Origin of the sequence: Lentimicrobium sp. S6, assembly GCF_013166635.1 — a bacterium.
Classification (GTDB): Bacteria; Bacteroidota; Bacteroidia; order Bacteroidales; family UBA12170; genus UBA12170.
Genome location: NZ_JABKBZ010000005.1, coordinates 1 through 19,472, shown reverse-complemented (window position 1 = coordinate 19,472; position 19,472 = coordinate 1). Strand labels below are relative to the sequence as shown.

The following is a 19,472-nucleotide window of genomic DNA, read 5'->3' as shown; positions in this document are numbered from 1 at the left end:
CACAAGTCAATAAAAATTTAAAAACTATAAATGGCAACCTCTCTTCAAGTTACAGGAACATGGATTTTGATTTCGATATATGCCATTATGGTCTTATACTTCGTTATCAAAGGAGCCCTATCCATCAAGAATATTTCAGATTACGCGGTGGGAAACGTCACTTTTTCTCCTATTGCTGTAGGCCTTTCATTGGCCGCCAGTATTACCAGCGCAGCCACCTTTGTCATTAATCCTGGACTTATTGCTATTTATGGCTTTAGTGGAGTGCTTTCATTTGGTATATTTTTCCCCATTGCATCCATGGTGTCTTTGGTCATACTCTCCAAAGCATTTAGAAAATATGGACAATCAGTAAACGCACTCACCCTAGCACAATGGATAGGAATCAGATATAAAAGCAAAAACTACGCTTTGATGATGGCCTTCTTGTCTACTTTTTTACTCACCTTTATTGTATTAATACTGGTTGCGATTACAAAAGTCCTGTCCAAATCCTTGAATATTGAGGAAGTATATATTTTAATAGGCTTAATTGTTTTTGTATTTGGCTATATGATGTTCGGAGGGGCAAATTCCATGGTTTATACCAACACCATTCAAGCTATTATCATGATTGTAGTGGCTTTTATCCTCCTTGGTTCTGGTTACGAACATTTCAGAGGAGGAATTGATGCCTTCTTTCAAAAAATATCAACAATAGATCCTAGCTTAGCCACAAGTCCAAACCCCGGAAGTATTTTATTTCGTGATTATTATGAGATTATTTTCGCTCAAATCATTGTTGGAATCGCAGTGGTCTGTCAACCCCATATCATCACCAAATCACTGCTTCTAAAAGAGGAAAAAGATGTCAATAAATTCCTCACTACTGCTGTAATAGCTCAAACTATTTTCTACGCTGTTATTATTGTTGGACTGTATGCTCGTCTCACTTTCCCAGACATGACCATAGAAGGACAAGCACTTAAAACAGACGGCATTATACCTGCTTATGTACTTCAGGTTTTCTCAAACGGACTCTTCTCCGTTATCATTGGATTAATAGTTATTCTGGGGCTCATTTCTGCAGGAATGTCAACACTAGAAGGTTTGATACAATCCGTTTCTACAAGTATCACTAATGATATTATCGAAGTGCTTTTTGGAAAACATATTAAGTCGGACAAAGCCATGATCACGATTAATCGTCTCGTAATAATAGCCTTAGGATTCACTGCATTTTTTATTACTTACGACCAAATTCTTCATCCTAAATTAAGCGTGGCCATTTTAGCTCAGAATGGGGTTTATGCTTATTTCTCAGTAGCCTTTTTTCCTATTTTATATGGGATTTTCTCCAAAAAAAACAATATAAAGCCTGCTCTTTTTGCCTCAATAATCGCTTTCGCCACTCATTTTACAGTATATTATTTACTCCCTATACTAGTGAGTAAATATCAAATAGATTTCGGATGGTATACCAAATACTTAGAAGGAAGCATCAGAAATCCAGCTATTGCTTCTTCTACAGCCATTATTATTTCAGTAAGTTCTGGGCTTATCATCATGGCTTATCAAAATAAATTCTCAAATAAATCAGCACAGATATGAAAGACTATCAAAAAATATATAACAACAAGTTGATCTCCACCAAAGAGGTCGCCAATCTAATAAAATCCGATTCTGATATCATAGTTGCTCAGTGTGCCAGCGAACCACAAGGCTGCATGGAGCAATTTCACTTGGCAAAAGAAAGAGTGGAAAATGTAAAGGTTTATTCTGTATTGACCTTGAAAGCCTATGAGTTCTATATGAATCCAGAGATGAAAGGGCATTTTGAACTTTGCAGCTGGTTTCATGCCCCTGGCTCCAGAAAAGCCTTAAAAGAAAAAACAGGAACAGTAACTTATGTTCCCAATATGCTTCACCGAGCTGGGCTCGACAGACTCTTCAATAGACGCCCTCATCTATTTATTGGAACATGTACACCTCCTGATAAAAATGGTTTTGTTTCCCTATCCTTAGGAATCACCTACGAAAAAGACATTCTGGAATCCGCTGATATCGTTGTGCTGGAAGTTAATGAAGAACTCCCTAGAACCTTAGGCGACACACATATTCACATTAGTGATGTGAACTATTTTGTAGAAAATACTCAAGCAGCCCCTTCCTTACCCTCCCCAGAACCTGATGAAACAGCTATGGAGATTGGCAACCATATTGCATCGTTAGTGGAGGATGGCTCTACCATACAATTAGGAATTGGCGACATTCCAAATGCAGCTGCTCTTTCCTTAAAAGGGAAGAAGGATTTAGGAGTACATACCGAAATGCTGGTAGACAGCATGATGGAATTATATGAAGCTGGAGTCATCACCAATAAAAAGAAATCCTATTATAAAGACAAATTCGTTTGCACTTTTGCCATGGGCTCACCTAAACTATATGAATGGCTTGACAATAATCCCTCTGTTGAATTTATCAGAGGGAAATTCGCCAACGATCCTGCACTCATCAAACTCAATTCGAAAATGGTCTCTATTAACACCTGTATCATGGTCGATTTAATGGGACAGGTAGCTAGTGAATCTATAGGTACTAGCCAATATTCAGGAACTGGTGGACAAGCAGACACTGCCGTTGGAGCTGTGGAAGGCACAGACGGGAAAGGCAAATCCATCATCGCCTGTCGCTCCACAGCAAAAGGAGGAAGCGTCTCCACCATCGTCACTGTATTACCTGCCGGAACTGCTGTTACCTTACATCGTAGCAATACAGACTATATTGTTACAGAATTTGGTATCGCCAGCCTCCGGGGCAAATCTATAAAAGAAAGAACAGAGGAATTGATCAAAATCGCACATCCTGATTTTAGAGCGCAATTGAGAAGCGATGCTGAAAAAGTCGGATTTATTTAAACACAAAACCATGAATAAAACAAAAATAATAGGCACTGGAATGTATGTTCCTGGAGAAGCCATCTCCAATAAAGAGCTTATGGAGCTCACCTCCATCACATTTGATGAAGAAAAGATGGAACATAAGCTAGGCATCAAACATAGACATATTGCTAAATTAAGAGGCATAGAGGAAAGCACTGCAGATTTTGCGACCAAAGCAGGATTAGATGCCATTAAAAACAGTGGAATAAAAGCAGAAGATATCGGCCTTATCATTGTAGGTACAGACACTCCAGAATTCATAACTCCTGCGACTTCCATTCTAGTTCAGGGCAGAATTCAAGGAGCAGAGAAATGGACCAGCACTTTTGATGTTTCCGCTTCTTGTGCCAGCTTTACTATTGCCTATGATAATGCGGTAAGAATATTAAAAACAGATCCTAGTATCAAATATGCCTTAGTGATAGGCGTCTATAACATGCCAGCTTTTATTCGTGAAGATGACGTTTTTTCTTATCCCATATTCTCTGATGGTGCAGGTGCTATTATCATAGAAAATCAAAGCCAAGACTCCTCAGATTATATCAATAGCCAACTATTGAGCGATGGAACACAATGGGATTTCATTGGTATTTATTCTGGCGCGGCCAAAAACCCCATAACTCTCGAGAAATTAAAAAACAATGAGTTTGGATTGATGAGTTTAAAACCCATGCCAAGCAATAGAAATGTGAGGCTATGGCCAATGGTTGCTAAAAAGCTCTTAGAAAAATCAAAAACAGAATTAGAGGAGGTTGACCATTTTATTTTCACGCAAATTAATAAATCTGTCATCTTAAAAGTGATGGATGAGTTAAATCTCCCCTACTCAAAAACCACTTGCATTATGGATAAATACGCCTATACGGGCTCTGCCTGTATTCCTATTGCTTTTCATCATGCCATAAAGGATGGGAATATTAAAAGAGGCGACAAAGTTATGTTCATCGCTTCAGGAGCTGGACTTGCGGTAGGTAGCAATCTTTTCACTTATTAAAACCGGGTTTTAAATTCACATTGCATATGAATACAACAAATAATATAGGGATACTTGGAACTGGAATTTATCTTCCAGAAAATAAAATGACTGCCAAGGAAATTGCTGATGCTACCCAAGGCACTTGGACGGAGGAGGCCATTATTGAGAAATTAGGCATTATTGAAAAACCCATCCCAGGTGAGAATGATGGAACTCAAGAAATGGGAGTTTGGGCCACATTTGATGCTTTAAAGAACACTGGAGTCGACCCTTTGGATATCGACCTCATCATTAGCATTGGCGAAGAGTGGAAAGAATATCCACTCACAACTACAGCCATCTATATTCAAGAAAAAATTGGCGCAGAGAAAGCTTGGGCCTTCGATTTACAGCAAAGATGCTGCAGCACCGTTTCTGCCATGAAAGTGGCGAAAGACATGATGAACTCAGATCCAGACATCAATACGGTACTTATTGCTGGAGGATACCGAAATGGTGATTTTGTAGATTATACAGACACCAGCTTATCGATGATGTTTAACCTTGGCGCCGGAGGCGGAGCTATCATTTTACATAAGGGAATGAATAAAAACCTATTGCATAGTTCTCACATCATTACCGATGGCAGTCTCGCACGAGATGTTGGAGTTCTGTATGGAGGAACTTGCCATCCCATCACCAAAGAAAATGTAGACAAGGCTTATCAATCACTTCAAGTTTTTGATGTAGAACACATGAAAACAAGACTCAATGAAGTCTCCATGAAAAACTGGCTAGAATGTATTGAGAAAGCGTTTATGAAATCAGGAATAGAACAAAACCAGTTAGATTACCTTGCTGTACTTCACTTCAAACGATCTATGCACAGCTATATCCTCGATGAACTTGGTTTAAAAGAAAAGGACAGCATATATCTTGAAAACTATGGTCATCTTGGACAAATAGATCAAATTTTATCATTACACCTGGCTTTACAATCAGGACAGGTTAAAGAAGGAAGTATAATATCCATGATATCGGCCGGGATAGGATATGCTTGGGCTGCGAATGTGATTAGCTGGGGTAAAATTACTTAATTTGTCAGGGCTATTTTATTTCAATTTAACCACCTGATTACATGATATTTAAAATATTTATAACCATATTTAGTAAAATAATCCTAGGCTAACAATTATTACGATTAAGCCCAGTTAAATTCACAATTAATTAATTTTGAAAATTATCAATAAATCAATTATAAAACTTACAATAAAATGAAAAACAATCTATTAGTTTCTTTACTCGCATTATTGGTTATATCTTTTGCATCTTGTACAAAAGATACTGAAAACCCTGCACCAACAATGAACGGCCTTAATGCTGCCGGAAATTTAGTTACTCTTACCTTTTCAGAAGGCGTTTATGCAACTTCTAGCGCATCTGGTGATTTAACCGATGCCAATATCGAAGTCACTATTCCTGGTGTGGATTTTACATACGCCATAGCACATACAGCGGGAAGTGCGTCTGTAAATATTACCTTAGATTATACCTCTATTATTCCTGAAAACACCAAGGTAACTGTAGCTACAAAAACCTCTGTTTATGATGATAAAGGAGAATCTTTAGCATCTGGGGCCTCAAAAAGCGCCGACCTAGCCGCTGAATTAGGTATTATTGGAAAATGGTATTCCACAGGTGAAAATGTTGCTCCTCTTTTGGTGACTTATTTCTTAGTGGATTCTATTTATGCTGAATTTAATGACGATTTCACTTACTTAGTTCATCAATACAGCAATGGTAATACCAGCACTACTCCTGACATTATTTTCAATGGTACCTTTACTATTGAAAGATCAGAAGTTGAGGATATTTGGGATATCATTATTACACAAGTTGAGCCTTATGCTGCTGATGTATCAGGTATTTTCCAAGTAAAGCAAGACCCAGAGAAATTGTGGTATGAGGTGGTTCAAACATCAGGAACACAAAACATTCCTCCTACCGCAGCTCAAGGATTTGGAAGCACTAATGGTGGTGCATTTGGAGAAACCAACATCCAAAAGTATGTCAGATATTAATTCTTATAGTATTTAATCAAAAGGACCGCTCTTTTAATATATAGAAGCGGTCCTTTATCATCTAAATCCTTAGAAATGAAACGGAAAATACTGTTGATAATAGGAGTGCTATTTACAAGCTTTTACGGCTTTAGTCAGGTAGCTAATTATACAGAGAATCAATTACAAAATACCTCCTCCTCCTCTACCCTTTTTGAACAAGACCTTCCCTATGAAGCTGGATTAAACAAAGAACTGACCTTCTATGCCTTTTTCATTACACAAGGAGTTTCTACGAACATGTATCCGGAGAGCAGCTTATTTAATGGTCAATTAGTGGGTCGATTATTTGGTCAAAACTCTTCAACTACTTCTTCTAGCAAGACCTCTTATTATGGGGAACAACGATTAATACCCTTTTTTATCTATGAACCCAAATTATTTAAAGGTAAAGCCCTCCTCAGAGCTTCTTTTGAAATTGATTGGACTTGGGGAGATCAAGCCTATGGCGTTGGTGGAAACAAAGGAGGCGCCCTTTCTGGGGACCAAGTAAACATACAAACTCAAAATGTAGAAATAGAATTTATTCCTGCAAAGGGATGGGCCATCAATGTGGGTTTACAAAGGCTCTATGACACCCCATTCAATCCTTACAGGACCTTTTTCGACAAAATGACCTATACCGGATATCGATTAGCCTATTGGGGTTCGGATGCAGTTGGTATTTCAGTGAGAAGAAATACAGATTTATCTAAGCTTAAACTCGGTTATTACAAATTATATGAAAACAGTACTGAATTAAGCGATGACGTGACTCTTTTAGAATTCTTCTATCGTAGAAAACTTCCTAAATACTGGAATGTTGGAGCTTCTGTTTATGGCATTCTCGACCGAGGAAAAAATACCGGAGGAGTCTCTGTTTTTGGACAAGGACTAACCAGTGTATTAACTGCCTATAATGGAGCTTATCTATTTAATTTTGGTACCAATGATTATACCGCTGATATTTATTGGCTAGGTACTTTCTTTAGTAGAAATCCAGATTTTATCATGGATAGATATCAGCTTTCCGGTTTTTTCAGCTATAATCTTGGGCATGTTAACGTAAACCAAGAAGGTTGGGAAGATGGAGTAGACGTCAGTGGCTTTGCCTTAAATGCAAGAGGCGCTTACCGCTACGGACAAACACTAAACGATTATGTATCTGTAGACTACGTATACTCCTCTGGAGATCCAAATGGAATTAGCGATGGAAAATATACTGGTGTTATTACTGGAAATACATGGGGATTACCTGCTTCCATATTCATCAGTTCTGGGGCATATCTATTGTTTCCACATATTAACGTAGTAAACAGATTCACTCCTGTAGTCTCAGATTTATCAAATATGGGATATGGTTTAAATGCCTTTACTTTAAATGCACATCACGACATCATTCCTCACAAATTGAATATAAAAATAGGAATGGCACAAGGATTTAGTAATGTAGTTCCTCAAAATGGCGGAAGCAATATTGGAACTGAGCTTAATGCAGCTATCAAATACAAACTAGGCGCATTTATGAGCGTTGAACTTCACGGAGCCAATATGTGGCTCGGAGAATTCTTCGACAGCAATGACAGCAACTACAGCTCCGATATTAACGGTAGTTACGATGTTCGACCTCCAAATCCCTGGACCGTATTTATCGTTTATAAATGGTTATTATTTTAAATTTAGAGATATGAAAATGATAAAATATAGCATCCTATTATTCGCCATTATTAGTATGACAGCTTGCGCTCCCTATAAAAACATCCCAAAACTGAAGAGCTTTCAAGACTTAAATTATAGAGTTCCTGTAAAAACGATTCAGCTCGACAATGAAATTGAAGTGGCCTATACTGACGAAGGCAGTGGCACCGAAACCATTATTTTTATTCATGGTTTAGGTTCTTATATTCCTGCTTATGACAAACTCATTCCCGAACTCAGCAAAAAATACCGCTGTATCGCTATTGACTTACCTGGTTATGGAAAATCAAGCAAAGCTCCACATAGTGGTATGATGAGCTTCTATGCCGACATCATTCATGAAATAACAGGGAAGCTTGGAATAGATAAATTCTCGCTAGCAGGACATTCCATGGGCGGACAAATCAGCGTAGTTTATGGCTTAAGCTGGCCAGAACAGCTGAATAATCTGATTTTATTTGCACCTGCAGGATTTGAACGCTTTACTCCTGGTCAAAAAGAATGGTTTGAAGATATTATGACTCCGATTTTAGTTCACAATACAACTTACGAAGGAATAGAAACCAATTTGGCTTTCAATTTTTATAATATGCCAAAAGATGCAGAATTTATGATGACTGATAGAATGGCCATGAGAGAAGCTTCTGATTTTGGAGGATATTGTTATGCCGTCAGTAAATCGGTTGCCGGAATGATAAACGAACCGATTATTGACAAATTAGACCAGCTAGAAATACCTACATTAATATTTTTTGGAGAGAATGACAATCTCATACCCAACAGATACCTTAACCCAGGCACTACAAGCAAAATAGCTGAATATGGTCATGAACACATTTCCGATAGTAAATTGATTATGATACCCAAATGTGGCCATTTCCTAATGTTTGAAAAGCCAGAAATTGTCATTGAGGAAATGAAATTATTTATCAATTAGTCTATTTATATTTCTCAAACTTCAACCGCTTTCTCATATGAGGAAGCGGTTTTTTCAAATTGAAAAGATGATATCTCAGCAAATTACTTTAATTTTGAAAGACCATAAAAGGGATTAAAAATCATGCAACTAAATAAATTCTCAACATTCGCAAACCTTCTATATCCACACGAACTGGCTTATATTGATTCCATTCAGAAATTTGAGAATCAGGATGTTTTAAGGATTTTAGAATTTATCAGATACAATGTAAGTCATCCCAATAGTACCAAAGATTTCCCTCTAAATATTGACAAGAGGAGGTATTCCAATTTAATGAAATGGATTAGCGAAAAGCTAAGCAGTGTAGATGTGGATGTTTTTTTTGAGTGGATTATGGAGATGGAGATGAAAATCAACATGGACAACTTACTTCCTGAAGATGAAAAAAATCTATTGAAGTATACCAAGACCATCAACCCCTCTTCTTTCAATTTCATCCGTTTTTACGAAATGCTCAATTCCTATAGGGATTTTTTACTGATTCGTACTCGGATATTCTATTACAAATCAGTACAAGAATACCTTCAAAAATACGAGACAGCACACCTAGAAGCATTAGAACTAAACAGAGAAATGAATATATCTGCTGTAGATATCATCAATCAACATACCACTTCACTTGGTGATTCTAAACAATGGGAAGAATTTTTATTGAGTACTTTTCAGAATAAAATAGTTGATGGTTTTACTCGTTACAAAGCATTTATCCGAATCACTTACATCCATTATAATTATCGACAATTTGACAAACTCAGAGGGATTTATGACGAGCTTGATAAGGAAATTCAAACCAGTAAATTTTATTCAAAACGAATATTAGCCAATTATTATTCCAACAGAGCCATGATGCATTCCATGCTAAGAGAAATGGATCTGGCAGAGAAATACGCCTACCTAAGTGTCAGACAAAAAAACTCAGACTTTCTATTTTACTTAATCAAGCTGTGCAATATCCTCATCATTAACAATAAAAACACCGAGGCTTTAAACTTAATGCAGGAGAGCATTCCTCAATTAAAAAGAACCAATAGCATGTATACCCGAATTGGCTTTGTATCAGTATATTTAAGAGTTCTGAACAAATGTTATAAGTATTCATGCGCAGAAAGCTATGGGGAAACTTTTCTTGGAGCCTATAAAAAAGAAATATTTAAAGTCAGGTGGCATATTTTCTTTTGTCCTTATTTTATGTCTCTCCTCAAACAAGAAAAATATCAACAAGTCATCCAATTAGAAAAGAGATATAATTTAGCTTTTAAGGAAAAAGAATATTTGGGCAAAGCTCGATATGTCCCTACCATACTCTGGTATGTAAGTTTAGCGAAATATATGGAAGGAAAGATTAGCGAGACACAGCTCAAAGATATTATCATTCAGTCTTCCAAAGAAGTGCCGAAAAATAAATACATCAACATGAAATTAAAGGAATTACATTCCGAATTAAGCGGATTTCTCCCAGATTTATTTTCAAAATCGGAACTAAAAGAATTGGTTTAATTTTTAGATTACATCAACTTCTGATAAGCCTGTAGCCATCTTTCGGGGATGTCGTCGGATAATGCTTTCTCGTAGTCTTGATAACTACAAGGCACTAAATAATGACGCTCATATTTTGCTTTTACGGTAGCCGTGCAATCTACTTCCATCCACCAACGATCGGTTTTATTACTCTTGAAGAAAACTAGTTCGTCCTGTTGATTGGTTAATTTCACCATGAACTTTTTATAATCTAAGCTCTTCTTATCAATGGGATAGTCTTGCATTCTACTATAAAAGCCATCTACAAAATACCAAATCATTTGAGCAATGAGATGAGCGGTTTGTCCATTAAAATCCATATCCGGATTATACTCATAAAAGCCAATAGAGCTCAACTTATCACTTAATCCGGCATAACGAGTAATCATACACATTTCTTCGCCCAAAAAGCCATTTGGAGTGGTATTCATATTACCCGGAGCATCGGTTTGTCTGATGGCCGAAATATCAATACTAATCATATCGGCATTTCTCACCATGGGCTCTACTTCTTTCATATCCGAACGAACATTACCTAAACGATAAGTATCGAAGAAGAGGTTATCCATTAAACGAATAGCGTCTTGATCAACAAAGTAAGTTTGATAACCTAAATTAGTATAGTTGAACAAGAAATTGGGTTGATGGAGTATGATTTTAGAAAGATAGGAACGAGAATTAAGTTCCTCATCATTTTCACCCAAATCAAATTGATTATCGATGGCCGCGATATTTATAATCTGACCCAAATTTTCATAAGCTCTATAATTGGCATAAGTTAAATCTTGGCTTCCACCTATGATAATAGGAACAATATGATTATTCAATAATTCGGAGCAAACAGCTGTTAAAGCATAATAAGTATCTTGTATGCTGTGACCTAATTTTAGATTTCCTAAATCCGCAATTCTAGCTTGGTAATTTCCAGGAAATAAATCGTAAAAATAATCTCTAATGATATCCGTACCTGATCCACAACCAGGATTACCTACCTGAGAACGCTCCTCTGGCACGCCAATAAGGGCAATTTGCACCTCCTCTAGATCGGGAAAATAGGAGCCTTCCATATTCTTCAGTATCATATCACCAAAGGATTTGCGGCTGCGTCTCCTTATAAACTTAAAATCCTCAATATTAATTGGGTCAAAATAAATCGACAAATCCATCACAATAGTTTTGATTCTTATACTTTATTTTTTCGAAAAGGTTATGATAAATTTGCAATTGTAGATTTTATCGATCCTTTTGTAGGAATCCTGATACATATTGATAGAATAAATCGGGAGCCTCAGCATGTACCCAATGAGTTGCTCCATCGATAGTAAATAGCTGATTATCTGGAAAAGCCTCGTTAATAGGAGCAATATCTGCATCAATAATATAATCTGAAGCACCACCTCTAATAAACAAACTGGGCTTAGTAAATGGCTCCGGAATATCAATCCCATCAAACATCTGATCCAGATTATCACAAATACCATCTAGGTTCAATCGCCATTCAAATTTGGTTTGACTGATTCGATGAAGATTTTTCATCACAAATAACCTGATTTTTGTATCTGAAATATTTTCCGCCAAAATCTCTTCAACTTGCTTCCTCGAGGTCACCATTGAGAAATCGACTTTCTTCATGGCGCGGATGATGTTTTTATGATGAGGTCGTGCCTCGTAGGCTCGTAAACTAATATCCACTACAATCAACTTAGACAAAAAGTGAGGATTCTCCAATGCATATCGCATGGCTACTTTTCCTCCCATGCTGTGACCTAAAATAATGGCATCCTCTAATTCATGTTCATCCACAAACTCGAACAAATCGTCAACAAGAGCTAAATAATTAAAGGCAGGGCTATGAGGAGATTGTCCATGGTTTCTTTGGTCTGGAATATAAACTTCATAACCCAGTTCTACTATTTTCTTTGCGAAACTGACCCAATTATCGGAAATCCCAAATAATCCGTGCAGTATAATGAGTGGCTTTCCTTGGCCAAATTTTCTGTAAAATAATTGCATAATAATGAGTACTTAAAGTGCCTAAAGTACTTGGAGTACTTAAAGTTGACTATAATAAATTAAATATTCCTGAGTTGGTTGAGATACATCTGAATGGTATTTTCCAAACCAAAATAAAGCGCATCGCTTATTAAAGCATGACCAATACTTACTTCTAGCAATCCAGGAACATTTTCTGCAAAATATCTCAAATTCTCTAAACTCAAATCATGACCTGCATTTAAACCTAAGCCCACTTTTTGAGCTATTTTACCAGCTTCCACAAAAGCTCTAATGGCTGCTTCTTTTCCTTTGGGATAATCAGTAGCATAACTTTCGGTATAAAGTTCCACTCTGTCGGTTCCAATTTTGGCAGCATTTTCAATCAGTTTGGCATCAGTTTCTATAAAAATAGAAGTTCTGATATTATTAGCTTGAAATTCTGCCACTACTTCCTTTAAATAACTTTCATGCTTAATGGTATCCCAACCGGCATTGCTAGTTAATACTCCAGGAGGATCGGGAACGAGAGTTACCTGAGCAGGTTTTGAATCTAATACCAATTTCATAAAGCTCTCGTTGGGATAGCCTTCAATATTAAACTCGGTTGTTAATTGAGGCTTAAGTTCAAATACATCGGCATAGCGAATATGACGCTCATCGGGACGAGGATGTACCGTGATTCCTTGGGCTCCAAATCGTTCGCAATCTAAAGCTACTTTTAAAACATTGGGCATATCACCACCTCTGGCATTTCTGAGGGTGGCAACTTTATTTATATTTACACTTAACTTGGTCTGGTTTTCCATTAAAATATTGTTTTTCAATGTGTTATTTTTACTTACACCATATTCTTTTATAAATAAACTATGATGTAAGAATTACATTCAACAGCAAATGGTTTTGCCTAGAATTGGGCTGCAAAGTTAATAAGAAAATGTTCGCAAATACAATTTTTGGAGAAGCCAGACAAAGCAAACAATTCTGGTTCTAACGACAGTTCTATTGACTATATTTTAAACTAGTTACCACTGAATTAGAATTTCCTTTCTTATAATTTAAAGATTCTCATATTTCAAGACACGTATCCTTCCAAAGCTTAACCACGAAGGAACACAAAGAATTACACCAAGATCCACAAAAGGAACAAATAAGATTGGTTTGAAAAGTTGGCTAAGTACAAAAAACAGAATTATTCTGATTTTAACGCATACTTTACTCCTAGGGAAATATTGAGGCGGTGGTATCTAAAAGAATACGAATCTAGGTCTTTATAAACTTCAGTAATCTCTCGCAAATAACTTCCAGAAACAAACAATGATAACTTATTATTCAACTGATAATTACAGCCCAATTCAAACATGACAGAAAGATTAAATCTATTCATGCTTTCTGTTACATTAGAGATTATTGGGTCATCTGAACCATGGGGGTAGGTTCTTTCAGGAGATTTTTTGTCAGCTTTTAATAAATAAGCCGGAACCAATCCTAAATAAGCATACCCAGACCATTTATTACCGATTTGATATCCTGCTTTCACTGGAATCATTAAGTAATCAAACCTCATTTTTGAATCACTAGGATTCCAGAGGGAAGCCCTATTTTCCTCGGAACCTCTACGTTCGTATATCAATCCCGAACCTAAGAGAATATTATTCTTTAATTTAAAATCATAAGTTAAACCAGTAGAGAAAGAATTTAAACTTTTATCATTCTTCACCCATTCTGTACCAAAAGAATCCGATGAACCCAACCCAAATTGCGCACCAATAAAGTGATTCTGAGCAAAAGAAGAAATGGAAAATAAAACGAGGAGAGTGATAAATATTTTTTTCATTTTTAAGGTTTTGATTTACCCCTCAAAAGTAGAAATAAATAATTAATCGTCAGAAAAATCTTTTAATAATTTTCTATAGGCGGAGAACACATTGGCACGACTTACAAAACCCCAGTACTTACCATTCTTAATGACAGGCATATTATAATAACCCGATTTATTGAATTTTTTAGCAACCTCCTCCATACTTTCCTCTGGATCGACCTTGGAAACCGGAACAAACATTAAATCCTCTACAGTATATTTATCGTATAATTCTGGCTTAAACATGATATGTTTGATCTCATCGAGGGTTATAGCTCCATGGAACTCATTGGTTTCATCTACGACTGGATAAACATGGCGTTTAGAATCAGCTACCACATCAATTAATTCGCCTAGAGTAGCTGAAGGCTCAATAGTTTTGAAATCTTTTTCTATTAAATCCTTCACCGAAAGCATTTGCATAACCGCCTTATCTTTATCGTGGGTTACTAATTCCCCTCGTTTAGCCAACTGATGGGTATATACTGAATTGGTAACAAATAATTTGGTCGTTGCGTAGGAAGAAGCAGAAGTGAGCATTAAGGGAACAAATAGCGTATACCCAGTCGTTAACTCAGCAATAAGGAAGATAGCGGTTAAAGGAGCATGTAGATTTCCCGAAATAATACCAGCCATACCCACCAAGGCAAAATTCTTTTCAGATAAATTTTCGAAACCAAAATAATTAACTGTCTTTGAGAATAGTAAGCCAGCATAGGTTCCTAAGAATAAAGAAGGTGCAAAAATACCTCCAATACCTCCTGCGCCAAAAGTAACAGAAGTAGCAATCACCTTAGTGATTAAGATTATAGCCATCATGGCAAATACCACCCAAACATCATCTCTAAAATCGAAGAAAACCGAGTTGGCAAATAGATTAGAAGTTTCGCCATGCAATGCGGTGTTAATGGCATCATAACCTTCTCCATATAAAGATGGGAACAAAAATATTAAGCCCCCTAAAACAGTTCCTCCTACTAAAAGCTTGGTATACCATTTCTTCATGGAAGAAAAAATAGATTCTATTTTAATATAAGCCTTGGTAAAATAGGTACTTACTAAACCTGTAAAAACGCCTAGAAGGATAAACCAAATCACATCTTTCAAAAGAAAAGGATCTACTTGTTCAATATGATAAACAGCACCCTGACCCATAAACATATAACTAACCATTACCGCAGTAACAGAAGACAATAAAAGAGGAAGCAATGCCGCCATAGTAAGATCAAGCATGATCACCTCTAAGGCAAATACAATTCCTGCAACTGGCGCTTTGAAGATTGCCGCCATGGCCGCAGCACTGGCAAAACCTAAATAGAATATTGTTTGACGATAATTGGTTTTTAAAATCTGGCCAAAATAACTTCCTATGGCTGCTCCAGTATATACCGTTGGTCCCTCCAACCCTACTGAACCACCAAAACCTACGGTAAAACTCGCCGTGAAGATGGAGGAGAACATATTATGTTTAGGGATAATTCCATTTTGTTTTGATATGGCATAAAGCACAGCTGGAATACCATGTCCCACTTTTTTCTTAATGATAAAGTTCATATACAATACAGCCAGAAAAATACCTATTGTGGGATATATAAAAAACAGGTAATGTTCCATGTCTGCACTAAAACTATGGGTCAAGAGCCATTGTGTTAGATGCACAGCTTTTTTAATAATCACCGCTGCTAACCCTACAAAAAACCCAATCACAATACTAATAATATAGGTTACCTGCTTGGTACTCAAACTTTTTAAACTGTATTTTCTAAGGAAACTTATCATGCTCATGGGCTGATTTATAGAATTAAAACTCCTCTTTTTTTAAGGGGTGCAAAATTACATAATATTTTGAATGGAAAGGAGTAAAAAGAAAGTTTTAAGCAGCTTAGAACCATTCAACATAAGCTAGTTATATGTTTTTCATTATGAAATATAAACTACACTAGCACAGCGCTATCAGGATTTACAAGAATTTTATATCTTTAGCTTTCCTAAATTTAAAACAAATAAAATGGCCAATATTATCCCTTCTGTAAATCTAAATGACTTTACTTCTGATGATGCGAAACGCAAAAACGACTTTGTACAAGCCATTGGAAAAGCTTATCAGGAAATAGGATTTGTGGCTTTAAAAGGCCATTTCCTAGAAGAGATATTAGTAAATCAACTGTATCAGGAGTGTGAAAGCTTTTTTGGACTTCCTTTAAAAACCAAAGTAAAATATGAAATAGAAGGCATTGGCGGACAAAGAGGATATACGGGTTTTGGAAAGGAATCGGCAAAAGGAAGAACAGAAGGTGATTTAAAAGAATTCTGGCATTTTGGACAAAATATTTCTGAGGATTCTAAATACAAAGAGATCTACCCAAAGAATGTTATGGTGGAAGAGTTACCTGAGTTTAATAAAGTAGGACAAGAGGTGTACGAGAAGTTGGAGAAAACAGGCATCTATGTTTTAAGAGCTTTGGCTTTATTTGTTGGTTTAGAAGAATTCTATTTCGATAAATACATAAAAGAAGGCAACAGTATTTTGCGCCCCATTCATTATCCTCCTATTACTGAAGAACCAAAAGAAGCGGTAAGAGCTGCAGCCCACACCGATATTAATTTAATCACCCTCCTCATGGGCGCTCAGGGAAAAGGCTTACAAGTTCAAAATCATCATGGAGATTGGATAGACGCCATTGCTCAGCCCGATGAGCTGATGATAAACGTGGGTGATATGCTTTCTCGTCATACCAATAACAAATTAAAATCAACAGTTCATCAGGTCACCAACCCACTAAAAGAATCTTGGGGAAGTTCGCGATATTCTGTTCCTTTCTTTATGCACCCGGTTAGCGATATGAAACTAGATTGCTTAGCAGCTTGTGTTGACCAAGAAAATCCAAAACAATTTGATGATATTACAGCTGGGGAGTTCTTAACTGAACGTTTGCGAGAATTAGGATTGATTTAACGGGGCAACAAGTTTAATACTTGGTGTTCCCCTGCTATAATTGCCTTTCTATCCATCAACATTCCTCTATACTCCCCATTAACAAACATCTCAGCTTGATCTTTATAATGAGGACTTCTGAAATTTCCAGATTGTCCCGTCGGAGAAATATTCAAGCCTCCACCTACATTTTCAAAATCAATCAGTATCCGAAGTGCTGGACCAGAAGTTACCTGATGAATAACATCACCTGTAAGTGCATATTCCATTTTATTGAGAACTTGATTTCCGCCGGCCACTGGGTATGGACCAACATTATAACTTTTATCTAATGGCTTTCTCGATCCCATGGGATGTTCATGAGTAAGCGTATGCACTTTGCTCCACTTCCAATCTTTCACTTTTGGACCCAATTCACTATTCAACTCGTCTACAGTCATCATAAATGCGATTGTTAACACCTGAGCTCTAGTACTAGACTCCTCAGAACCTTTTTTCAGCCACCATGGTGAAGTTCCATTCTTAATCAGCGAGGGTAAAGTCTTCTTCAATAAGTATGTTTTACAAGCTTTACTGAAAAGGGCGGGGCCTAATTCATCAGCCATAGCTTGCTGGGCAATATTGAAATAAAGTCGAGAAAAAATAGCAGGTTCTACACCATGCAGATTATAATTCCCATCCCATTTTGATAGTTTATCGGCAACTTCTCTGTATAACCCTTGTTTTGGCAAATCGATTAACTGAGTACTGATAAAATAGGCTAAATCTCTTTTCACCATAGATTGATGATCAAGCTGGAGGGCTCGACAAGCGTCTAAATCCCAATCATCTTTTTCTATTAAGGCATTAGTAATCAAATCAATTCTATCTGATGGCAAATAATTACCGGGCACAAAACTACCCCCACTCAAAACTGGATTATTATTAGCCGTAGCTATAAATCCTGACATGGGATTCTCCACCTTAGGGTTCTCATCAAAACTCAAAAAACCCATTTGCTTATCTTTTCCATCGGCAGAATTTAGAAACTTAAAACTCTGACTCAAACTATCTCTTCTAGGTATTTTTCCACATCCCCACCATGCAATATTATTCTTTGCATCGGCATACATCACATTTAGACCCACTATATCTATCAACGAAATAGCTTCTTTAAAATCATGCATGTTTTGAGCCTGATTCATTTTATATAAGGCTTGAACAGAAGTATTCTCCAGATGATAAATAGACCAATTGAGTGTAATATCTGAAGTATAAAGGGAATCAATCAGAGGTTCTATGTGATTGATAACTGGGCCCAGTTTCGAGGTTTTAAGTGTAAACCTTTCGTTTTCACCATCTTTCACCACTATCTCATAATCAACAAATTCGAAATCCACTGTATCTTGAAAATAAATATAGCTAGCTGGATTTCCAATGGATTCTAATTGCACATAATCCATATTATCAAATGGGAAAATAGTCAAACCCCAAGCCAAATGATCGTTATGGCCAATAATACCAAAAGGAACAGTTGGCAAGAAATGTCCATAAAACTCATAACCCGGATATTCAAGATAGGCTTCATACCATATAGCTGGCTGACTGAACCCTACATGAGTATCATTGGACAATATGGCTTTTCCAGATTTTGTTTTACGACCTGATAATACCCATGCATTACTTCCTTCCCAAAGTGGCAATCCCATTTCATTCATCGAATGCTCTAGCTGCTCCGTCATTAATTGATTCACATAGGCTTGCTTTTTATCTAAATTTGGGATAAAATCCTCAGAAAAATCAACTAAATACTCTGGCCCAAGATCAGTATTAATAAAATTCAAAAGTAAATCTTCATTCTGTGCGAAAGAAAACCCAAGAGCAGTCAAGTACAAACTGCCATACATATCTTCAACGGCAAAAGGTTCTGGCTTAAAACCTATCAATTGAAATTCTACCGGCAACCTATCTTCAGCAATAAAAGCATTTATTCCTTCCAAATATGAATAAGTGGCCGCATGATACTCGGCATTTCGATTTTGATAATAATGTTTTTCAGCAGCTTCTTTTGCTAATTCATTTAATCCTAAAGTGAGAAAGTATTTATCTGTGGAAATTAAAGAGGAGCCAAATATTTCAGAGGCTCTTCCTTGAACCAATCTCCTATAAAGCTCCATTTGAAACAGTCGCTCCTGCACCTGAACATATCCCAAGGTGAAATAAGCATCTCTCTGATTTTGGGCATAGATATGTGGGATTCCATATTCATCAAATACCACTTCTGCTTTTTCTTCCAGTTCTTGCAATACTATTTCTCCGCTATACTTAGGGCTTTGATAATCCAGATAAAACCAGAGGGCTCCAAATAACAAAATTAGAATAATAACTGAAGTTTCGCACCGTTATATACTGAGCATTTTAGAGAAAAAATGCAGCATGAAACCTTGGGAATCCCTTGGTTTTATTGTATCTTTAGGTTACCACACAAAAAGTACAAAACATGCTACATTACGAAGATATCTCAAAAACAGAAGA

At 36.6% G+C, this 19,472-nt stretch carries 15 protein-coding genes; 9 read left to right on the top strand and 6 right to left on the bottom strand.

Annotated features, from left to right (window positions below; genetic code table 11):
• Positions 1 to 30 precede the first annotated feature (30 nt).
• The 8 genes from HNS40_RS03270 (at position 31) to HNS40_RS03235 (ending at position 10,149) form a co-directional block, all read left to right on the top strand.
• Positions 31 to 1,590, top strand: a complete 1,560-nt coding sequence (locus tag HNS40_RS03270) for a sodium:solute symporter (RefSeq protein WP_172277619.1) — start codon at positions 31 to 33, stop codon at positions 1,588 to 1,590.
• Positions 1,587 to 2,897: an acetyl-CoA hydrolase/transferase family protein gene (locus tag HNS40_RS03265; RefSeq protein ID WP_172277617.1), complete on the top strand. Its 1,311-nt coding sequence runs from the start codon at positions 1,587 to 1,589 to the stop codon at positions 2,895 to 2,897. The genes HNS40_RS03270 and HNS40_RS03265 overlap by 4 nt, the downstream gene beginning before the upstream one ends.
• Before the next feature lie 10 nt (positions 2,898 to 2,907).
• Positions 2,908 to 3,915, top strand: coding sequence for a 3-oxoacyl-ACP synthase III family protein (locus HNS40_RS03260; protein WP_172277615.1), 1,008 nt, complete (start codon positions 2,908 to 2,910; stop codon positions 3,913 to 3,915).
• 26 nt (positions 3,916 to 3,941) lie between these two features.
• Complete coding sequence (locus HNS40_RS03255) at positions 3,942 to 4,973, top strand: 3-oxoacyl-ACP synthase (protein WP_172277613.1); 1,032 nt, start codon at positions 3,942 to 3,944, stop codon at positions 4,971 to 4,973.
• A 177-nt stretch (positions 4,974 to 5,150) separates the two neighbouring features.
• On the top strand, positions 5,151 to 5,957 hold the full coding sequence (locus HNS40_RS03250) for a hypothetical protein (protein ID WP_172277611.1): 807 nt from the start codon (positions 5,151 to 5,153) through the stop codon (positions 5,955 to 5,957).
• Positions 5,958 to 6,032: 75 nt separating this feature from the next.
• Entirely contained in the window at positions 6,033 to 7,652 is a 1,620-nt protein-coding gene (locus HNS40_RS03245) for a hypothetical protein (RefSeq protein ID WP_172277609.1), read from the top strand.
• Positions 7,653 to 7,662: 10 nt separating this feature from the next.
• On the top strand, positions 7,663 to 8,610 hold the full coding sequence (locus HNS40_RS03240; RefSeq protein ID WP_172277606.1) for an alpha/beta fold hydrolase: 948 nt from the start codon (positions 7,663 to 7,665) through the stop codon (positions 8,608 to 8,610).
• A 123-nt stretch (positions 8,611 to 8,733) separates the two neighbouring features.
• Positions 8,734 to 10,149, top strand: coding sequence for a hypothetical protein (locus tag HNS40_RS03235; RefSeq protein WP_172277603.1), 1,416 nt, complete (start codon positions 8,734 to 8,736; stop codon positions 10,147 to 10,149).
• Between the two features lie 8 nt (positions 10,150 to 10,157).
• On the opposite strand, the gene HNS40_RS03230 is transcribed toward HNS40_RS03235, so the two are convergent.
• The 5 genes from HNS40_RS03230 to HNS40_RS03210 all read right to left on the bottom strand — a co-directional run bounded on the left by HNS40_RS03230 (position 10,158) and on the right by HNS40_RS03210 (position 15,808).
• Positions 10,158 to 11,336 carry a formimidoylglutamase gene (locus HNS40_RS03230; RefSeq protein ID WP_172277600.1) on the bottom strand — a complete coding sequence of 393 codons (1,179 nt, stop codon included), beginning with the start codon at positions 11,334 to 11,336 and terminating at the stop codon, positions 10,158 to 10,160.
• 67 nt (positions 11,337 to 11,403) lie between these two features.
• The gene (locus HNS40_RS03225; RefSeq protein ID WP_172277596.1) at positions 11,404 to 12,183 is read right to left on the bottom strand and encodes an alpha/beta fold hydrolase; all 780 of its coding nucleotides are present in this window, start codon (positions 12,181 to 12,183) and stop codon (positions 11,404 to 11,406) included.
• Between the two features lie 59 nt (positions 12,184 to 12,242).
• Entirely contained in the window at positions 12,243 to 12,971 is a 729-nt protein-coding gene (locus HNS40_RS03220; RefSeq protein WP_172277593.1) for a pyridoxine 5'-phosphate synthase, read from the bottom strand.
• A 383-nt stretch (positions 12,972 to 13,354) separates the two neighbouring features.
• The gene (locus HNS40_RS03215; protein ID WP_172277590.1) at positions 13,355 to 13,999 is read right to left on the bottom strand and encodes a porin family protein; all 645 of its coding nucleotides are present in this window, start codon (positions 13,997 to 13,999) and stop codon (positions 13,355 to 13,357) included.
• A gap of 42 nt (positions 14,000 to 14,041) precedes the next feature.
• Positions 14,042 to 15,808: a chloride channel protein gene (locus tag HNS40_RS03210; protein WP_172277587.1), complete on the bottom strand. Its 1,767-nt coding sequence runs from the start codon at positions 15,806 to 15,808 to the stop codon at positions 14,042 to 14,044.
• Between the two features lie 223 nt (positions 15,809 to 16,031).
• On the opposite strand from HNS40_RS03210, the gene HNS40_RS03205 reads away from it, so the two are divergent.
• Entirely contained in the window at positions 16,032 to 16,979 is a 948-nt protein-coding gene (locus HNS40_RS03205; RefSeq protein WP_172277584.1) for an isopenicillin N synthase family oxygenase, read from the top strand.
• Here HNS40_RS03205 and HNS40_RS03200 read toward each other — a convergent pair.
• Positions 16,976 to 19,309, bottom strand: coding sequence for a penicillin acylase family protein (locus tag HNS40_RS03200; protein WP_172277581.1), 2,334 nt, complete (start codon positions 19,307 to 19,309; stop codon positions 16,976 to 16,978). The genes HNS40_RS03205 and HNS40_RS03200 overlap by 4 nt on opposite strands.
• Positions 19,310 to 19,472 lie beyond the last annotated feature (163 nt).

Excerpts from the sequence above, each read along its gene's own strand:
- HNS40_RS03270 (WP_172277619.1), top strand. The coding sequence starts at position 31 with ATGGCAACCTCTCTTCAAGTTACAGGAACATGGATTTTGATTTCGATA.
- HNS40_RS03265 (WP_172277617.1), top strand. The coding sequence starts at position 1,587 with ATGAAAGACTATCAAAAAATATATAACAACAAGTTGATCTCCACCAAA.
- HNS40_RS03260 (WP_172277615.1), top strand. The coding sequence starts at position 2,908 with ATGAATAAAACAAAAATAATAGGCACTGGAATGTATGTTCCTGGAGAA.
- HNS40_RS03255 (WP_172277613.1), top strand. The coding sequence starts at position 3,942 with ATGAATACAACAAATAATATAGGGATACTTGGAACTGGAATTTATCTT.
- HNS40_RS03250 (WP_172277611.1), top strand. The coding sequence starts at position 5,151 with ATGAAAAACAATCTATTAGTTTCTTTACTCGCATTATTGGTTATATCT.
- HNS40_RS03245 (WP_172277609.1), top strand. The coding sequence starts at position 6,033 with ATGAAACGGAAAATACTGTTGATAATAGGAGTGCTATTTACAAGCTTT.
- HNS40_RS03240 (WP_172277606.1), top strand. The coding sequence starts at position 7,663 with ATGAAAATGATAAAATATAGCATCCTATTATTCGCCATTATTAGTATG.
- HNS40_RS03235 (WP_172277603.1), top strand. The coding sequence starts at position 8,734 with ATGCAACTAAATAAATTCTCAACATTCGCAAACCTTCTATATCCACAC.
- HNS40_RS03230 (WP_172277600.1), bottom strand. The coding sequence starts at position 11,336 with ATGGATTTGTCGATTTATTTTGACCCAATTAATATTGAGGATTTTAAG.
- HNS40_RS03225 (WP_172277596.1), bottom strand. The coding sequence starts at position 12,183 with ATGCAATTATTTTACAGAAAATTTGGCCAAGGAAAGCCACTCATTATA.
- HNS40_RS03220 (WP_172277593.1), bottom strand. The coding sequence starts at position 12,971 with ATGGAAAACCAGACCAAGTTAAGTGTAAATATAAATAAAGTTGCCACC.
- HNS40_RS03215 (WP_172277590.1), bottom strand. The coding sequence starts at position 13,999 with ATGAAAAAAATATTTATCACTCTCCTCGTTTTATTTTCCATTTCTTCT.
- HNS40_RS03210 (WP_172277587.1), bottom strand. The coding sequence starts at position 15,808 with ATGAGCATGATAAGTTTCCTTAGAAAATACAGTTTAAAAAGTTTGAGT.
- HNS40_RS03205 (WP_172277584.1), top strand. The coding sequence starts at position 16,032 with ATGGCCAATATTATCCCTTCTGTAAATCTAAATGACTTTACTTCTGAT.